Source organism: candidate division KSB1 bacterium (assembly GCA_034505495.1).
Lineage (GTDB): Bacteria > Zhuqueibacterota > Zhuqueibacteria > Residuimicrobiales > Krinioviventaceae > Fontimicrobium_A.
In genome coordinates this window covers 1-15632 of sequence record JAPDQV010000005.1, presented here as the reverse complement: position 1 = coordinate 15632, position 15632 = coordinate 1, and the positions used below count along the sequence as shown (strand labels likewise).

The window sequence follows — 15632 nt, the reverse complement described above, 5'->3', positions numbered from 1 at the left end:
GTCTCTGCATCGGCACTGTCAAGGGCGACCTGCACGATATCGGGAAAAACCTCGTCGCCATGATGCTGAAAGGCGCCGGCTTCGAGGTTCAGGATCTCGGCGTGGATTGCGACGTGGAAAAATTCGCATTTATAGGTTAAATGACCGGAAGGAAAAATGGTGCAGCGAAAGAGAATCATCGCCGGTAATTGGAAAATGAATACGGACGTTTCCGAGGCGGTCGCATTGGCGGAAGCGGTAAAGCAGGGTTATAGTCGATATGAAGTTGACGTGGTATTATGCCCGCCGTTTCCCAATTTATACGCCGTCTACGGTGTCATTAAAGACTCGCCGATCGCACTCGGGGCGCAAAACCTATTTTGGGAGGATAAAGGCGCATATACCGGCGAAGTATCGGCCAATATGCTGAAATCCGTCGGCTGTCAATTCGTCATTATTGGGCATTCGGAGAGACGGCAGTATTTCGGCGAGACGGATGAAACTGTCAATAAAAAGATCAAAAAAGCGTTGGCGGTCGGACTGATTCCTATCGTATGCGTCGGCGAGCTTTTATCGGAAAGAGAAGCCGGCAAAACGGAAGCCGTTGTTGAAAAGCAGGTTCGCGGAGCTTTTGCCGGTCTGACCAAGGAGGACGCGAATAAAGTAATCATTGCCTATGAACCGGTTTGGGCAATTGGAACAGGCAAAGTGGCAACGCCGCAGCAGGCGCAGGAGGTTCACGCGTTTATACGAAAGTTGCTGAGCGGTCTGTATGACGAAGATACGGCGCAGACGATCCGCATACAATACGGCGGCAGCATGAACGATGAGAATGCGGGCGAACTGTTGGCTCAGCCGGACATCGACGGCGGCTTGGTCGGAGGCGCCAGCCTAAAAGCCGCTTCCTTCCTTGGTATTATCAACGCTTGAGTGAACAGGAGCACACATGCTATACGGACTTTTATTGGCTCTATTTATTCTTGTTGCACTTTTAATGGTTTTTGTTATATTAATACAGTCCGGAAAAGGCGGCGGGCTGGCAGGTATCGCCGGCGGAAGTTTGGGTACCGTCTTTGGCGGTCGCGGCAGTGCACCTTTCTTGACCAAAGCTACCGCCGTACTGGCGACGCTTTTCATGATTCTGGCGTTGGCGCTCGGAATGATGACCAAAGGCGTGGCAGATAAAAGCACGTTGATGCAGCGGGAACGTGAGCGTCGCGCTGCTTCGCCTGCACGCACCCTGCCTCAGGTCGAAATACCGAGCCAGAGCAACGCTCCAAGCGGTAATTGAGTTTAAAGAATTTTTGCCGAAGTGGTGGAATTGGCAGACACGCTATCTTGAGGGGGTAGTGCCTAACAGGCGTGCGGGTTCAAATCCCGCCTTCGGCACAATTAGAAATCTAGAAGGAGAGTGCTGATGAGTTTTAACGCAGCCGCAAAAGTCGTTTTGATCGTCACCTTATTGTTCAGCATCGTTGCTTATTCGCAGACCACGGAGCAACGCAAGGCCGAGTATGACGCTAAAATGCTCCAATTGAGGGAGCTCAATGCCAAAATGGGCGCTCAGGGGATCACGCCCGAGGAATACGATAAGCTGAAAAAGCAATATGACGCTCTGCAGGCTGAAATCAGCAAACTGAGTGAACTGCTGAACGCCGATAAAGAATTTGTCGAACGGATGAACGCGGCGAAAAAGGCCTACAACGAAGGCAACACCTACTATAAGCAGGGCCAGTATGAAGCCGCGGTGCAGTCTTATGACAAAGCCATTAGTATCGACGCGAAAAACTCGGATTATTTTTACGGCAAAGGATTGGCGCTTGCCAAGTTGCGGAAATACAACGAAGCTTTGGATGCCTATAAAAAAGCTGCCGAGCTCGATCCTTCAGACGGAACCATTTGGAACGCCATTGGAAAAGTGTATGATGAGCAGAATAACTATAAAGAAGCCATCAATGCTTATGCCAGGGCCGTGGAATTGAATCCCCAGCGCGAGGTCTTTGCCTACAATTTGGGCGTCGCCTACAGCAAGGCCAACGACAGCAAGAATGCCATCAAGTACTTTACCATGGCCACGCAGTTGAAGCAAAATTATTTTCAGGCTTATAATGCGTTGGGCGAAGAGTATGTGAAAGAGGGCAAACTGGACAATGCCATCCAGGCTTTTGAGATGGCTGTAGAGTACAAGCCGGATTTCGATGAAGCTTGGTGGCGTTTGGCCGCGGCGCACAACAAGGCCGGAAACTATAAAGAAGCTTTAGAAGCCGCCCAAAAATGCATTGCCATCGGCAAGCGCTTCAAAGGCGCCGGTAATTTCGAGGCGGGATATGCCGCCAAGAATTTGGGTAACAAAGATCAGGCCTTGAAATTTTTTGAGGCGGCAACGGCCGATCGCAACTGGCGCAACAATGCACAGTACGAAATCGATTTGTTGAAGAAAGGCCAATAAAACTCTTTTCACCTTTTAAAAAAAGCCCGCTTTTCGGCGGGCTTTTGTGTTATTGGTAGACAAATCCAGCATGCTTCTATCACGTCGTTCCTTTTTAGAGCACGCCGCGGCGTGTTGTTGGCTTTTCGGCGGCGCTCCGCTTTCAGGGGCGGGGAAAACGGCCCAAGCTGCTCTGATGACTGCCGCGGCAGTGAGAAACGGTGAACCGGCGCAACTTGTTGCTGCGGCGATCGAGGCGTTGGGGGGGATGAGCCGTTTTGTATCTAAAGGAGATCGGGTCTTGCTCAAGCCGAACATCGGCTGGGATCGGATACCCGAGCAGGGGGCCACTACCAATCCGCAGCTTGTCGCCTCAGTGGTCCGACTTTGCCTGGAAGCCGGCGCCAAAAGCGTCAAAGTTGCGGATCGGCCCTGCAACAATGCCCTGCGCTGCTATCGCCGCAGCGGCATCGAAACGGCGGTCAAGAAGGAGGGCGCCGAAGTCCGCTTCCTCAACGACGCCTCATTGGTCATGACTCCTTTTCCCCAAGGTCGGGCTGTGAAAGAGTGGCCGATCTACCGCGAAGCCTATGAATGCGACGTGCTCATCAATCTGCCGATAGCCAAAGTTCACTCAATGTCCGGCGTGACCCTCGGGATGAAAAACCTCATGGGACTGTTGGGCGGCGATCGGGGGCTGTTTCATGTCGATTTTGCAGAAAAGATCGTCGATCTTTGTTTTGTCCTTCGTCCCACGCTGACGATCATCGACGGCTGGCGCGTGCTGCTGCGCAACGGTCCAACAGGCGGCAGTCCCGATGACACAGCCCTCCGACGCACGGTCATCGCATCGACCGATATAGTCGCAGCCGATGCGCTCGGCGCCGAATTGCTGGGCTTTTCCCCGAACGATGTGCCGCACATCCGACGCGCCTACGAGCGCGGATTGGGCGAAATGAATCGGCAAAACATCGTTCTCAAAGAAATTGATCTCGGTCAATGAGCTTGTTGCGTCCAAAAAGAATTGATTTTCACCGCCGAATCAATCTTGCCGGCTTCAGGCGCCTTTCGCAGGTTGCATTTTTTCTGCTCTTTCTTTTTTTCTTTTTTAACCTGCGCGACTTTCGCCTCAATGTTCCGTCCGACGCTTTTTTGCTCGTCAGCCCGCTGCAGACGCTGACGCTGCTTTTGAGCACCGGTGCTTTCGAGCTTGCCTCGCTGGCCGCCGCGGCGCTTTTGCTGTTAACTTTTTTCTTTGGGCGATTCTTTTGCGGCTGGATTTGTCCCCTTGGTTCCTGTATCGATCTGGCCGATCGTTTTACGGCTAAACGTCGCAGCCTACACAAAAGCTTTCGCAGTTTAAAATACGGTTTGCTGATCGCCATACTCGTCTCCGCTTTGCTTTCTGCCAATCTGGCCGGAATTTTCGACCCGCTTTCTCTGATGACGCGCAGTCTGACGACTGTGATGCTTCCGTTGTTTTCGGCGCTTCTTTTCGGTGCGCATCACCTGACCATGAGATGGGAGGCGGCGCAAGAAATCTCTTCATCCGTCATCACGGCACTGCAAAAGACGGTGTTGCCTTTGCAGCAGCCGTACTTTACCGACTCGTTTCTCATTCTGCTCTTGTTCGTCGCCATACTCTCCGCAGGATTGTATTCCCGTCGCTTTTGGTGCCGATCCGTATGCCCTTTGGGCGGTTTGTTGGCGTTGGCGGCGCGCTCCCGCCGCGTAACTTTGCAGATAAAGGACGACTGCCGCGCCTGCGGCTTGTGCGTCGATTGCCGGATGGGCGCAGTGGATCCATCTTGGGAAACCGATCCGGCGGAGTGCATTCTTTGCGGCGAATGTTTGCAAGATTGTCCCGATCGCGCCCGACAACTGACTCTTGGAGGGATCTCTCGGCCGCAGCCGATCGATTTATCGCGTCGCGGTGTGCTCTTTTCTATAGGTCTCGGAGGTGCGGCAGCCTTGTTTTTGCAGGCGCGCCGGGTTTTTGCGGCGCCAACAACGCCCATTCGACCGCCTGGTGCGGTCGCCGAAAAAGAGTTTCTGCAGACCTGCCTTCGCTGCTTGGCCTGCGTCAAAGCTTGTAACACTGCAGGCGGATGCCTCCAGCCGCTTCAGTTCGAGGCTGGGCTCGAAGCGCTGTGGACGCCCGCCGCCCGCTTTCAGAACGGCTATTGCGAATACACCTGTACGCTGTGCGGCGAGGTGTGCCCGAGCGGAGCCATCAAACCCATGACACCCGAAGCAAAGCAGTCTGTTCGTATCGGCCTGGCGGTTTTCGATCGGAATCGCTGCATCCCCTGGCGGCAGGGGGTTGAGTGCCTTGTTTGCGAAGAGCATTGTCCCGTACCGGAAAAAGCCATTCGGTTCACGGAAACAACGATTATGGAAAACGGAAAATCGCGTTGCGTTAGACTGCCGTACGTGGTTTCGGAGCTTTGCATCGGCTGCGGCATTTGTGAATTCAAATGTCCTCTTAAGGGGGAGCCGGGAATAAGGGTGTTTCCAAATTATGGTGCTGCATAAAGGGTGCTATGAAATTTTTTGTAAAAATAATAAACCGCATTCGACGATTGATTCCGGAACAAATTGCCTTGCCGTTAAAGAATACGCGCTCGGAAAATCCGTACGAGAGCAAACCGTGGCTTCGTTTCTACGACCATGGCGTACCCGCTGAATTGAAATTTCCGCCGCAAAATCTGTATGAGCTTTTCGCAACCGCGGCGGAGGAGCATCGCAGCGAGACGGCATTGATTTATTTCGGCAAAAAAATCACTTTTAGACGGCTCCAGCAATATATTGACCATTTCGCCCGTGCGCTTCAGGAAGAGGGTGTTCGCAAAGGGGATCGCGTCGCTCTGATTTTGCCGAACATTCCGCAGTTCTTGATCGCCTATTGGGCAACGCTGCGCATCGGCGCCGTGGTGACGCCGCTCAATCCGCTCTGTTCTTCTGCCGAATTGGAATTTCTGATTGCTTCCTGTCGGCCTTTTGTGATCATTACTTTTGCTCAGCTTCATCGTCGCTTGGAGGGGGCGTTCGAACGGCATAAGGGTAAAGTCGTCTTCACCTCTTTGAGCGAATTCATGCCGACTGGGCCGCGCTTTTTCTTTTGGTTCCGCGCTGCCGTTTCCCGCACCGCGGCCAAGAGCCTTCCTGCCAGTCTTGCATTTCGACAAATGCTCAAGAGTCCTCCTACTCCTTCACCGGTCACCGTTTCGCCGGACGATCCGGCGGTCATGCTTTTTACCGGAGGTGTAACCGGTAAGCCGAAGGCGGTTTTGTTGCTGCATCGAAATTTGGTCGCCAATGTTCGCCAGACGCAAGCCTGGCTCGGAATGCGCAGCGGACGAGAAGTCATTATGGGAGTTTTGCCCTTTTTTCACAGCTACGGCATGACCGCCTGCCATCACTTGGCGATGACGACGGGTTCGGCTCTGGTGCTGGAGCCGCGGTTCAAAGCCGCGCGAGTCCTGCGCCTTTTGCAGAAGCGTCAACCGACGATTTTTGCCGGAGTGCCCACTATGTTCCGGGCTTTGTTGGATGAGTTGGGTTCGCGAAAGGTAAAGGGGCGCCTTTCCTGCACTTGCGTGAGCGGAGGAGCCCCCCTTCCGATTGAACTGAAAGCGGCCTTTGAGTCGACCACCGGCTGCAGATTGATCGAAGGTTACGGATTGACTGAAGCCTCGCCCATAACGCACTGCAATCCGGTAAACGGCGAGGATCGGCCCGGCAGCATCGGATTGCCTTTGCCCGGAACCGAAGCCCGCATCGTCGACATCAAGACGCGCCGACCGGTTCCGGTGGGAGAAATCGGCGAGCTGCAGGTACGCGGGCCGCAGGTAATGGCCGGTTATTATGAAAATGAGGCTGAAACAGCTCAGGTGCTCGATTCCGAAGGTTGGCTTTGCACCGGCGATTTAGCCAAGATGGATGAGTCGGGATTTTTCTATATTGTTGAACGAAAAAAGGATCTCATTCTGGTCGGCGGTCTGAACGTCTATCCCTCAGAAGTAGAGGCGGTAATCAATAGTCACCCGGACATCGAGGAGAGCGCCGTGGTCGGTGTTCCGGATGATTATTACGGGGAAACGATTCGCGCTTATATCAAGTGTCGCGCTAAAAAAGCCGTTGACACCGAGGCGCTTCTCAAATTCTGCCGAGAAAAACTGGCTGCTTATAAACTACCGCGCAGCGTGGTCTTTGTCGATGCGTTGCCGAAAAACTTTGTCGGCAAAGTGGTTCGTCGCAAACTGGCGGGTGAAGCAAAAAATCGGCATAAAAGTTGAGAAAAAATGATTAAATTATCAGCAAAACAGCGGAAAATGGATGAAGTCGAAATTGTCCGAAAATAACGGATCGCTTTTACTTAAATTGCCTGCCGGCGGTGATGCAGATCTATGCAGCGAATTAAAAGGCGCTTTCTCTGCATTTGAAAAATCCTCGCGGCAAACTTTGGTGGTGGATTTCGCCGCCATCAAATCGCTTTCCACCGAGATGATTGTCTTGCTGCTCGAAATGACGGCAAGAGCGCGGCGGAATGCGGGTGACGTCAAGGTGATCAATCTGCGGCCTTCCGCGTTGGAGGATCTGCTGACTTTTAATCCGAAACGATACTTGTCCGTCACTGTAATGGGGGAAGAAGAAACGGCGCCCGATACGGTCGATGATGCCGCTCGTGATGATTCGTTTCACAGCCTCCGGCGGATCGAGTTGCCGTATGATGAGAAAGCGATCTATTTGGCGACAGATTTAGCGACGGCGGAAGCAAAGCGCATCGGCTTTTCAGAAAACGAGATCAGCCGCATCAAGATTGCCGTTTATGAGGCTTGCCTCAATGCCGTTCAACATACGCGGACGGCGCGAATGCAACAGCTGATCGTTGTCGAGGTGGAGACTTTTGCCGATCGGTTGGTTGTACGCGTCATTGATTATGGGCGCGGCTTTAAGGTGCAACATATGCAGGATTTCGATTTGTCGGCTGCGGCGCAAAAAGGGACCGGCGGGGGAATGGGGTTGCATATTATTCGTCGCGCCATGGACGAGATCGACTATCAGATCGATCCGATCAACGGCAACACTTTAACCATGACCAAGTACCTTAACAAACCTATGACGAAGCGGGCTTTGGTGCGGAGCGATCAATGAGAAGGAGAGCGAATGAGTCACGATGAAAAGCCGGCAAAAAGCAGCAGCCGCAGCCGCAGCATTGTCTGGTTCTTTGAGCTGATTCTGTTGATTGTCGGATTTATCTTCGTCTACCGCCATCTCAAGGATGAGGAAACTCCGGCAACCCAAACGGCGGCAAAGACCAATTCGGCAACGGTTGCCGATTCGCCGTACCAAAAAGAAGCCGGTGCGGCAGCGCTTTCTTTTCGTTCTGCCGTGGTGTGCATCGACATTGACGAAGAAATGCTTAAACCGCTGTTGGCCAAAGGCGTCTTTAGTAAATATATTGACTATCTCTACTGCTTTGCCGAGTTCGCCCCGCCTGCTCCGCAGGAAGTGGTTTTTTATTGGAAACATCGCGACGTTACCATCGCGCAGCTGAAGGCAAAAGTGCAGGGGGGGCGTCGTCCGGTTGCCTGGACGCGGCTGAATATGTCACCGGAAAAAACCGGCATTTGGCAAGTCGATATTCGAACAACACGCGGTGACTATTTGGGTTCTGCAGAGTTTATTTTAAAGTGATCGAAATGAAAAAAGAATCTTTTCGCGGCAAAATAAGGCGTTTCAACCGTACGAAAATTTGGGCGGCGCCGCCTCTCATCCTGACGGGATTAGCGGGTGTAATTTTACCGGTGATCCCCGGATGGCCTTTGGTTGCCGCCGGCATATCTTTAATTACCCCTCGTCCGCGGAACTTTCCCCGGCGAACAAAGTAATACGTTAGCAATCGAAATTTAGGAGGATTCATCATGTTTCTGCCTATGGATGCAACGATGATCATATTGATACCGGCATTTATTTTGAGCTTGTATGCCCAGTATGCTGTGCGAAGTGCTTATGCAAAATGGAGTCGTGTGCCCTCCTCGAGCGGAATGACCGGGGCTCAGGCGGCTAAAAATCTGCTGCTGCGCAACGGCATCAGCGACGTCGAGGTGGAACCGGTGGCAGGAACCTTGACCGACCACTATGACCCGCGCGCGAAAAAACTGCGCCTGTCGAGCGAAAACTATAGCGGGACTTCGCTGGCTTCGATTGCCGTCGCAGCACATGAAACGGGGCATGCCATTCAACACGCGACCTCTTATGCACCCTTGGGTTTTCGCAATGCCATTTTTCCTTTGGCCAATTTCGGCTCGACCTGGGGCATTTGGCTGTTTTTCATCGGCTTGTTTGTTTCTGCATTCCGTGTGTTGATGGATATCGGCATTCTCCTTTTCGGCGGCGCCGTTCTCTTTCAGGTCATCACCCTGCCGGTTGAGTTCAATGCCAGCCGTCGGGCTCTCGTACAGCTCGCCGGCAACGGCTATCTGAAGCAGCACGAGATCGAAGGCGCACGGCAGGTGCTCAAGGCCGCCGCACTCACTTATGTTGCCGCCGCCGCCATGGCGATTCTTCAGCTGATCCGTCTCTTGATGATTCGGGGGCGAAACGACTGAACCGGTTTGGACTGGGAGAAAAGTTGCGTTCTCCTAGTCCCCTTCATCATTTTGAACCGCTTTCGACGCAATTCTATCATTCACTCTGTCAATTTGGCAGTATATTTTTCAAAACAAAAGCTGTTCAGCTTTGTGGCATAGTCTGTTATCGCTTTAAAAATAAATAGATAAAAATGTTCCAAACTTTACGGCACAACAGTTGCATGTCGACAGACGCATATTGTCATAAATCAAGGTGAGGTGTAAATGGCGGAACAGGAAGAAAAGCAAATCGAAACCGAAATCAAGAACGAGTCGATCAATGAGCCCCGTGCCGAAAGTGAGGTGCAGGGTTCGGAAGTCGCTTCGGGAGAAGATAAAGTCGATTACTATGATCAATGGCTGCGCTGCCGTGCAGAGTTTATCAATTACCGGCGACGCATGGAAGAGCAATTGGAAGAGCGGCGTCGTCAGGTTGCTCGGCAGATTGTGGCCGATTTGCTGCCGGTTATTGATGATTTCAACATCTTTTTCCATCATCACGAGGGAGAAACCAACTCTGTAATTGACGGAGTGCGGATGATCTATCAAAAGATGATGTCCATCATGAAAGACAAGGGGCTGAAAGAGCTCGATCCTGTAGGTGAAGCGTTTGACCCCCACTTTCATGAAGCGGTGATGATGGAAGAGAGCGATCAAATACCGGAAGGTAATATAGTCAGGGTTTGGCAGAAGGGATATTTATTAGACGATGCTCTTTTGCGTCCGGCAAAAGTGATTACCGCTAAAGCCAAGGGTGCCAAAGAGGTGCAAGATGGTTGAAAAGAATTACTATGACATACTCGGAGTTCCCGAAACCGCCGACGAAGAGACGATCAAAAAAGCGTATCGGGAGCTGGCAAAAAAATATCATCCCGACAGACATCGTGGGGACAAGGTTGCCGAAGAAAAGTTCAAGGATATTGCCGAGGCTTATTCCGTGCTGAGCGATCCTCAGAAGCGGGCGCAATATGATCAAATGCGGCGTTTCGGAGGCGGCTTCGGCAGTCATTTCGATATTCATTTCGAGGATCTCGGCTCTATTTTCAATCGGGCAACCGGCGGGAGGAAGGCAAGCGGATTCGGCGGCTTTGGGGATCTCTTTTCCGAATTTTTCGGCGGACGTGCCGATTTCGGCAGATCATCCGCGGCCATGGGCGAAGACATTACGGCGGAAATAACAGTGCCGTTCGATGTTGCCGCAGTAGGCGGCACACAAGTCATTTCGGTGGAAGGCAGGCAGATTTCCGTTCGAATTCCACCGGCTATTGAGGACGGCAAAAAAATCATTCTGCGCGGGCAGGGCCGACGAGGATTCGGCGGCGTTGCCGGTGATTTGATCCTCACTGTGCGGGTTGCTCCCCATCCTTATTTTACCCGCTCCGGGCTGGATCTTTTCAGCAAAGCGGATGTAGATATGGTGACTGCAGCTTTGGGCGGCAAGGTGCGCGTCAAAACCTATCAGCGCGGCGAGGTCGATCTCAAAATTCCCTCCGGTACTCAGCCGGGCAAAAAATTCAAGCTTAAAGGTTTCGGACTGGAAAAAGAGGGCGTCAAGGGTGATCACTATGTGGAAGTGAACGTCGTTATCCCCACGCACCTTTCGCCGAAAGCCAAATCGCTGTTGATGCAGCTGGCCGAAGAGCTGCAGTTAAAGAGATAAGAAACTCTTTTATATCTTTTGCGTTTGATTTGCATCCAATAGCGGATGAAAAATTTTGGGAGACAGAGCAATGAAAAACAGACAGGTGCTTCTGATCGTTCTATTCGGTGTTTTTCTCGGCGTGATTGCCGGGTTGATCATAGCCGCTAACTGGAATCTGCCCAAAGGTTCCGTGGCCGCTGAAGACAGAGTCTTTTCAACCTCGAGGACCGATGACTTGTCGTCTGATCCTTCTGTGGCTTCACTGCAGACGATGAGCAAGGGATTTGCGGCAGTGGCCAAAAAAGTCAAGCCCTCGGTAGTGACGATAAAGAGCACGGCAACGGTACGCACCGATGTACCGGAGTTTTGGCGCCAATTTTTCAATGTGCCGGAGGAACAGATTCGGCAAGGACTAGGCTCTGGGGTCATTGTCGATGAAAACGGCTACATTCTCACCAACAATCACGTTGTTGAGAATGCCGATGAACTACAGGTGACCATCGGCACCAGCGCCTACGACGCAAAAATCATCGGGCGTGACCCGCAGAGCGACCTGGCGGTCATCAAGATCGACGCCAAAAACCTGACCCCGATCAAGATGGGCGATTCCGACGAACTGGAGGTGGGGGAATGGGTGTTGGCCATCGGCAATCCCTTCAGCGAGCTGCTGGATCAAACGGTGACGGCGGGCATCGTCAGCGCCAAAGGCCGCAGCGGGTTGACGCGCGGAGAGATTAGTTTCGAGGATTTTATCCAGACGGATGCGGCGATCAACCCGGGCAACAGCGGGGGTGCGTTGGTCAATCTCAAGGGCGAGCTGGTCGGCATCAACACGATGATCTTTTCCACCTCCGGCGGCAATGTGGGGATAGGCTTTGCTATTCCCATCAACCTGGCCAAAAATGTCATGAAGCAGCTGATCGAAAAGGGCCGGGTGACTCGAGGCTGGCTGGGTGTTTACATCGGCAACGTCAGCGAAGAGACGGCGGAAGCTTTCGGGCTGGATAAGCCTCGCGGCGCCCTGGTCAACCAGGTAACGGAAAACAGTCCGGCAGAAGAAGCGGGTTTGAGAAACGGCGATGTTATTCTGAAAGTAAACGATAAGGAAATCCGCGACTCTTCAATGCTGATGAACACCATTGCTGCGATGGCGCCGGGCACCCGCGTGACCCTGACAATTTGGCGCGACGGAAAAGAAAAGACCGTGAGCGTCAAGTTGGGTGAACGGCCGGATACATTTGCCGAGGACACTCAGAAGGGGACAAAAGGAAACACCCTGGGTCTCGAAGTTGCCAATTTGACGGCGGAAACACAGCGCCGCTTGGGTACGAATTATGACGAGGAAGGCGTATTGGTGGTCCGAGTGGTCAACAACTCGCCTGCGGACCGACAAGGGATTCGCGTCGGCGATCTGATCAAAGAGGTCAATCGCCGTCAAGTGACCAACGTACGGCAGTTCAACAGTGTGATCAATGAGGTTAAACCCGGCGAAGTGGTACTTTTTCGCATCAAAAGAGGAAACAACAGTATGTTCGTCGCCGTACGAGCGCCGCGTGAGAAAAAGTAACTATGCAGAGGTGATTGAATTATGCCGACTTATGAGTACAAGTGCGAATCATGCGGACACATTTTTGAAGCCTTTCAGTCCATTAAAGCCGAACCGCTCAAGGAATGCCCTGTATGCGGCGGCGAGGTCAGGAGGCTGATCGGTCTGGGAAACGGTCTTATTTTCAAAGGCACGGGCTTTTACATTACGGATTATAAAAAGAACGGCAATGGTAAAAAAGAATCGGCCAAGAGTACAGACAAAGTGGCAGAAAAAAAGGACTGACTGACGGTCTCCTGACGTTATCACGCTAATAGTCCTAAACAGGCTCATAGACAGTCATCGTCTATGAGCCTGTTTTGTATAGAGATAAATGCTTTTAGAGTTTTGCCTAATTTGCGGCACAAGGATTGCAAGTTCAGCGGCAAAATTGAACAACGAATTAAAGGAAAGCGAGGGATTTTTAATGGGAAAAATCATCGGGATAGATTTAGGCACGACCAATTCGTGCGTCGCCGTGATGGAAGGCGGCGAGCCTGTGGTCATTCCGAACAGCGAAGGCGGTCGTACCACGCCGTCTGTGGTTGCTTTTACAAAGACCGGTGAGCGTCTTGTCGGTCAGGTTGCCAAACGGCAGGCGATCACCAATCCGCAGAGGACCATCTATTCCATCAAACGTTTCATGGGGCGCCGCTACAGTGAGGTGACGCGCGAGATTGAAGAGGTGCCGTACAAAGTCGTCGCGGGCCCCAATGATGTGGCGCGCGTCAAGATAGACGATAAAGAGTATACGCCCCAGGAAATCAGCGCCATGATTCTGCAAAAGATGAAGCAGACGGCCGAAGATTACCTGGGCGAAAAGGTGACCGATGCGGTCATTACGGTTCCCGCCTACTTTAACGACAGCCAGCGACAGGCCACGAAGGAGGCGGGAGAAATCGCCGGCTTGAACGTTCGGAGGATCATCAACGAGCCGACGGCCGCTTCACTGGCTTACGGCCTCGATAAAAAGAAGAACGAAAAAATTGCCGTGTTCGACTTGGGCGGTGGAACGTTCGACATCTCGATTCTCGAGATCGGCGACGGCGTCTTTGAAGTCAAGTCCACGAACGGCGATACACACTTGGGCGGTGATGATTTCGATCAGCGAATCATCGACTGGATGGTCGACGAGTTCATAAAGCTGGAGGGCGTTGATCTTTCGCGCGATCCGATGGCGTTGCAGCGCCTGAAGGAGGCTGCGGAAAAGGCCAAGTGCGAGCTCTCCACGCTGACGCAGACCGAAATCAATCTGCCGTTCATTACGGCCACGGATACCGGCCCGAAACATCTCAACATGACGCTGACGCGGGCCAAGTTCGAACAGTTGTGCGACGATCTGTTCCAGCGGACGCTGGAACCCTGCCGGATTGCGCTCAAGGATGCCGGCCTGACGCCGGCCGACATCGACGAGGTGGTGTTGGTCGGTGGGTCGACCCGTATGCCCAAAGTGCAGCAGCTGGTTCGCGAACTGTTCGGAAAGGAACCGCACAAGGGCGTCAACCCGGATGAAGTTGTGGCGATCGGCGCTGCCATTCAGGGCGGCGTGTTGGCGGGCGAAGTCTCGGACGTGCTGCTGCTGGATGTGACGCCGCTGTCTCTGGGCATCGAAACGCTCGGCGGCGTAACCACCAAGCTGATCCCCAAGAACACGACCATTCCGACCCGCAAGTCGGAGATCTTTTCCACGGCTGCGGACAACCAGACTTCGGTGGAAATTCACGTCGTACAGGGTGAGCGCGAAATGGCGGCGGACAACCGTACGCTCGGCCGCTTCCATTTGGACGGCATCCCGCCTGCGCCGCGCGGCGTGCCGCAGATCGAAGTCACTTTCGACATTGACGCCAACGGCATCTTGAAAGTAACCGCAAAGGACAAAGCGACCAATCGCGAGCAGTCCATCCGCATCGAAGCGTCCACCGGCTTGACTAAAGAAGAGATCGAGCGCATGGTGAACGACGCCAAGATGCATGCGGCGGAAGATAAGCGGCGGCGCGAGGAGATCGACACGCGCAACCGCGCCGATCAGACCGCCTATGAAACAGAGAAATTCCTGCGCGAAAACGGCGACAAATTAGATACTGAAACGCGCAATCGCGTCGAGGCGGCAGTCGGTCGGTTGAAAGAAGCCGTAAAAGGCACGAGCATCGACGAAATCAAATCCGCGCTGGAGGCGCTGAACCAGGTCATGGGCCAGGCGGCGCAAAAGATGTATGCGGCTGCCGGGGCCTCAGCCGGTCAGAGTTCCGGCGGATCCGGTTCTTCAGCCGGTAAGAGCGATGCCGAAGAGGCCGACTTTGAGGTTGTCGACGATAAAAAATAAAGCAGCAAAAAAAACCTTCACATCTTTCGGTGGGGGATTGCAGATAAATATGAAAAAGGCGAGGCTTCGGTCTCGCCTTTTTAACGAAGGAGAGATAGAGTATGATATCCATAGATAAACTGACCATAAAAGTTCAGGAGGCGCTGCAGCGGGCGCAGCAGGCGGCTTCCGAAGCCGGTCATCAGCAGATCGAACCGGTGCATCTGCTGGCGGCGCTTTTGGAAGTTCCGGAAGGTATTGCCCGCTCGATTGTGAAAAAAATCGGCGCCGATCCGGAGATGATGCTCTCGCGCGCGAGACAGGCCATTGAGCGTCTGCCCCGAGTTTCCGGCGGCGTGGGACAGCTGTATTTGTCATCCGACTTGAACAAGCTGTTCGAAGGCGCGCTGCGCGAGGCTAATCAACTGCGGGATGAATTCGTCAGCACCGAGCATTTGCTTTTGGCGATGTGCGAAGATAGAACTGCCGCCGGTGATTTGCTGCGGCAGCACGGCATTTCCCGCGATCTCATCCTCAAGGTGTTGAAAGAGTTGCGCGGATCGCAGCGGGTAACCGACCAGAACCCCGAGGAAAAGTATCAGGCCCTCAAAAGGTATGCGCGCGACTTGAATGATTTGGCGCGGCGCAACAAGTTGGACCCGGTGATCGGCCGCGATGAGGAAATTCGACGGGTTCTGCAGGTTCTATCGCGCCGGACCAAAAATAATCCGGTGCTGATTGGTGAGCCCGGCGTTGGGAAAACGGCCATCGCCGAAGGGTTGGCCTTCCGCATCATTCAGGGCGATGTGCCGGAAAACTTGAAATCCAAGCGCATTATGGCGCTCGATATGGGCGCGCTGATAGCCGGCGCCAAGTTTCGCGGCGAGTTCGAAGAGCGGCTAAAGGCGGTGCTGCGTGAAATCGCCGAGTCCGACGGACAGATCATTCTGTTCATCGACGAGATTCATACGCTTGTCGGTGCCGGCGCGGCGGAAGGCGCCATTGACGCCTCCAATATGCTCAAGCCTGCGTTGGCGCGCGGCGAATTGCGCTGCATCGGC

General features: G+C 53.3%; 15 protein-coding genes, 1 tRNA gene and 1 pseudogene. All 17 read left to right on the top strand.

The window, feature by feature from the left end; all coding sequences use genetic code 11:
- Window positions 1–125, top strand: a pseudogene (locus ONB24_03440) (cobalamin-dependent protein).
- Window positions 126–156: 31 nt separating this feature from the next.
- Window positions 157–909, top strand: coding sequence for a triose-phosphate isomerase (gene tpiA, locus ONB24_03435; GenBank protein ID MDZ7315155.1), 753 nt, complete (start codon window positions 157–159; stop codon window positions 907–909).
- Between the two features lie 16 nt (window positions 910–925).
- Complete coding sequence (gene secG / locus ONB24_03430) at window positions 926–1270, top strand: preprotein translocase subunit SecG (GenBank protein ID MDZ7315154.1); 345 nt, start codon at window positions 926–928, stop codon at window positions 1268–1270.
- Window positions 1271–1285: 15 nt separating this feature from the next.
- A tRNA-Leu gene (locus ONB24_03425) sits at window positions 1286–1368 on the top strand.
- Between the two features lie 28 nt (window positions 1369–1396).
- Window positions 1397–2428 (top strand): tetratricopeptide repeat protein, encoded by a 1032-nt coding sequence (locus ONB24_03420; GenBank protein ID MDZ7315153.1) that lies wholly within the window; start codon window positions 1397–1399, stop codon window positions 2426–2428.
- A gap of 70 nt (window positions 2429–2498) precedes the next feature.
- Entirely contained in the window at window positions 2499–3410 is a 912-nt protein-coding gene (locus ONB24_03415) for a DUF362 domain-containing protein (protein MDZ7315152.1), read from the top strand.
- Complete coding sequence (locus ONB24_03410; GenBank protein ID MDZ7315151.1) at window positions 3407–4942, top strand: 4Fe-4S binding protein; 1536 nt, start codon at window positions 3407–3409, stop codon at window positions 4940–4942. Before ONB24_03415 ends, ONB24_03410 begins: the two co-directional genes overlap by 4 nt.
- Window positions 4943–4950: 8 nt before the next feature.
- Window positions 4951–6705, top strand: a complete 1755-nt coding sequence (locus tag ONB24_03405; GenBank protein MDZ7315150.1) for a long-chain fatty acid--CoA ligase — start codon at window positions 4951–4953, stop codon at window positions 6703–6705.
- Between the two features lie 40 nt (window positions 6706–6745).
- A complete protein-coding gene (locus ONB24_03400) occupies window positions 6746–7564 on the top strand; it encodes an ATP-binding protein (GenBank protein ID MDZ7315149.1) in 819 nt (272 codons plus the stop codon).
- Window positions 7565–7576: 12 nt separating this feature from the next.
- A complete protein-coding gene (locus tag ONB24_03395) occupies window positions 7577–8107 on the top strand; it encodes a DUF2914 domain-containing protein (protein MDZ7315148.1) in 531 nt (176 codons plus the stop codon).
- A gap of 227 nt (window positions 8108–8334) precedes the next feature.
- Window positions 8335–9021, top strand: coding sequence for a zinc metallopeptidase (locus tag ONB24_03390; protein ID MDZ7315147.1), 687 nt, complete (start codon window positions 8335–8337; stop codon window positions 9019–9021).
- 246 nt (window positions 9022–9267) lie between these two features.
- Window positions 9268–9822, top strand: coding sequence for a nucleotide exchange factor GrpE (locus ONB24_03385; protein MDZ7315146.1), 555 nt, complete (start codon window positions 9268–9270; stop codon window positions 9820–9822).
- Window positions 9815–10702, top strand: coding sequence for a J domain-containing protein (locus ONB24_03380; GenBank protein MDZ7315145.1), 888 nt, complete (start codon window positions 9815–9817; stop codon window positions 10700–10702). The genes ONB24_03385 and ONB24_03380 overlap by 8 nt, the downstream gene beginning before the upstream one ends.
- 70 nt (window positions 10703–10772) lie before the next feature.
- Window positions 10773–12251, top strand: a complete 1479-nt coding sequence (locus ONB24_03375) for a DegQ family serine endoprotease (GenBank protein ID MDZ7315144.1) — start codon at window positions 10773–10775, stop codon at window positions 12249–12251.
- A 21-nt stretch (window positions 12252–12272) separates the two neighbouring features.
- Window positions 12273–12515, top strand: a complete 243-nt coding sequence (locus ONB24_03370; protein MDZ7315143.1) for a zinc ribbon domain-containing protein — start codon at window positions 12273–12275, stop codon at window positions 12513–12515.
- 181 nt (window positions 12516–12696) lie between these two features.
- On the top strand, window positions 12697–14592 hold the full coding sequence (gene dnaK / locus ONB24_03365; protein ID MDZ7315142.1) for a molecular chaperone DnaK: 1896 nt from the start codon (window positions 12697–12699) through the stop codon (window positions 14590–14592).
- A 101-nt stretch (window positions 14593–14693) separates the two neighbouring features.
- On the top strand, window positions 14694–15632 hold a 939-nt coding region (locus tag ONB24_03360; protein ID MDZ7315141.1), incomplete at its 3' end, for an AAA family ATPase.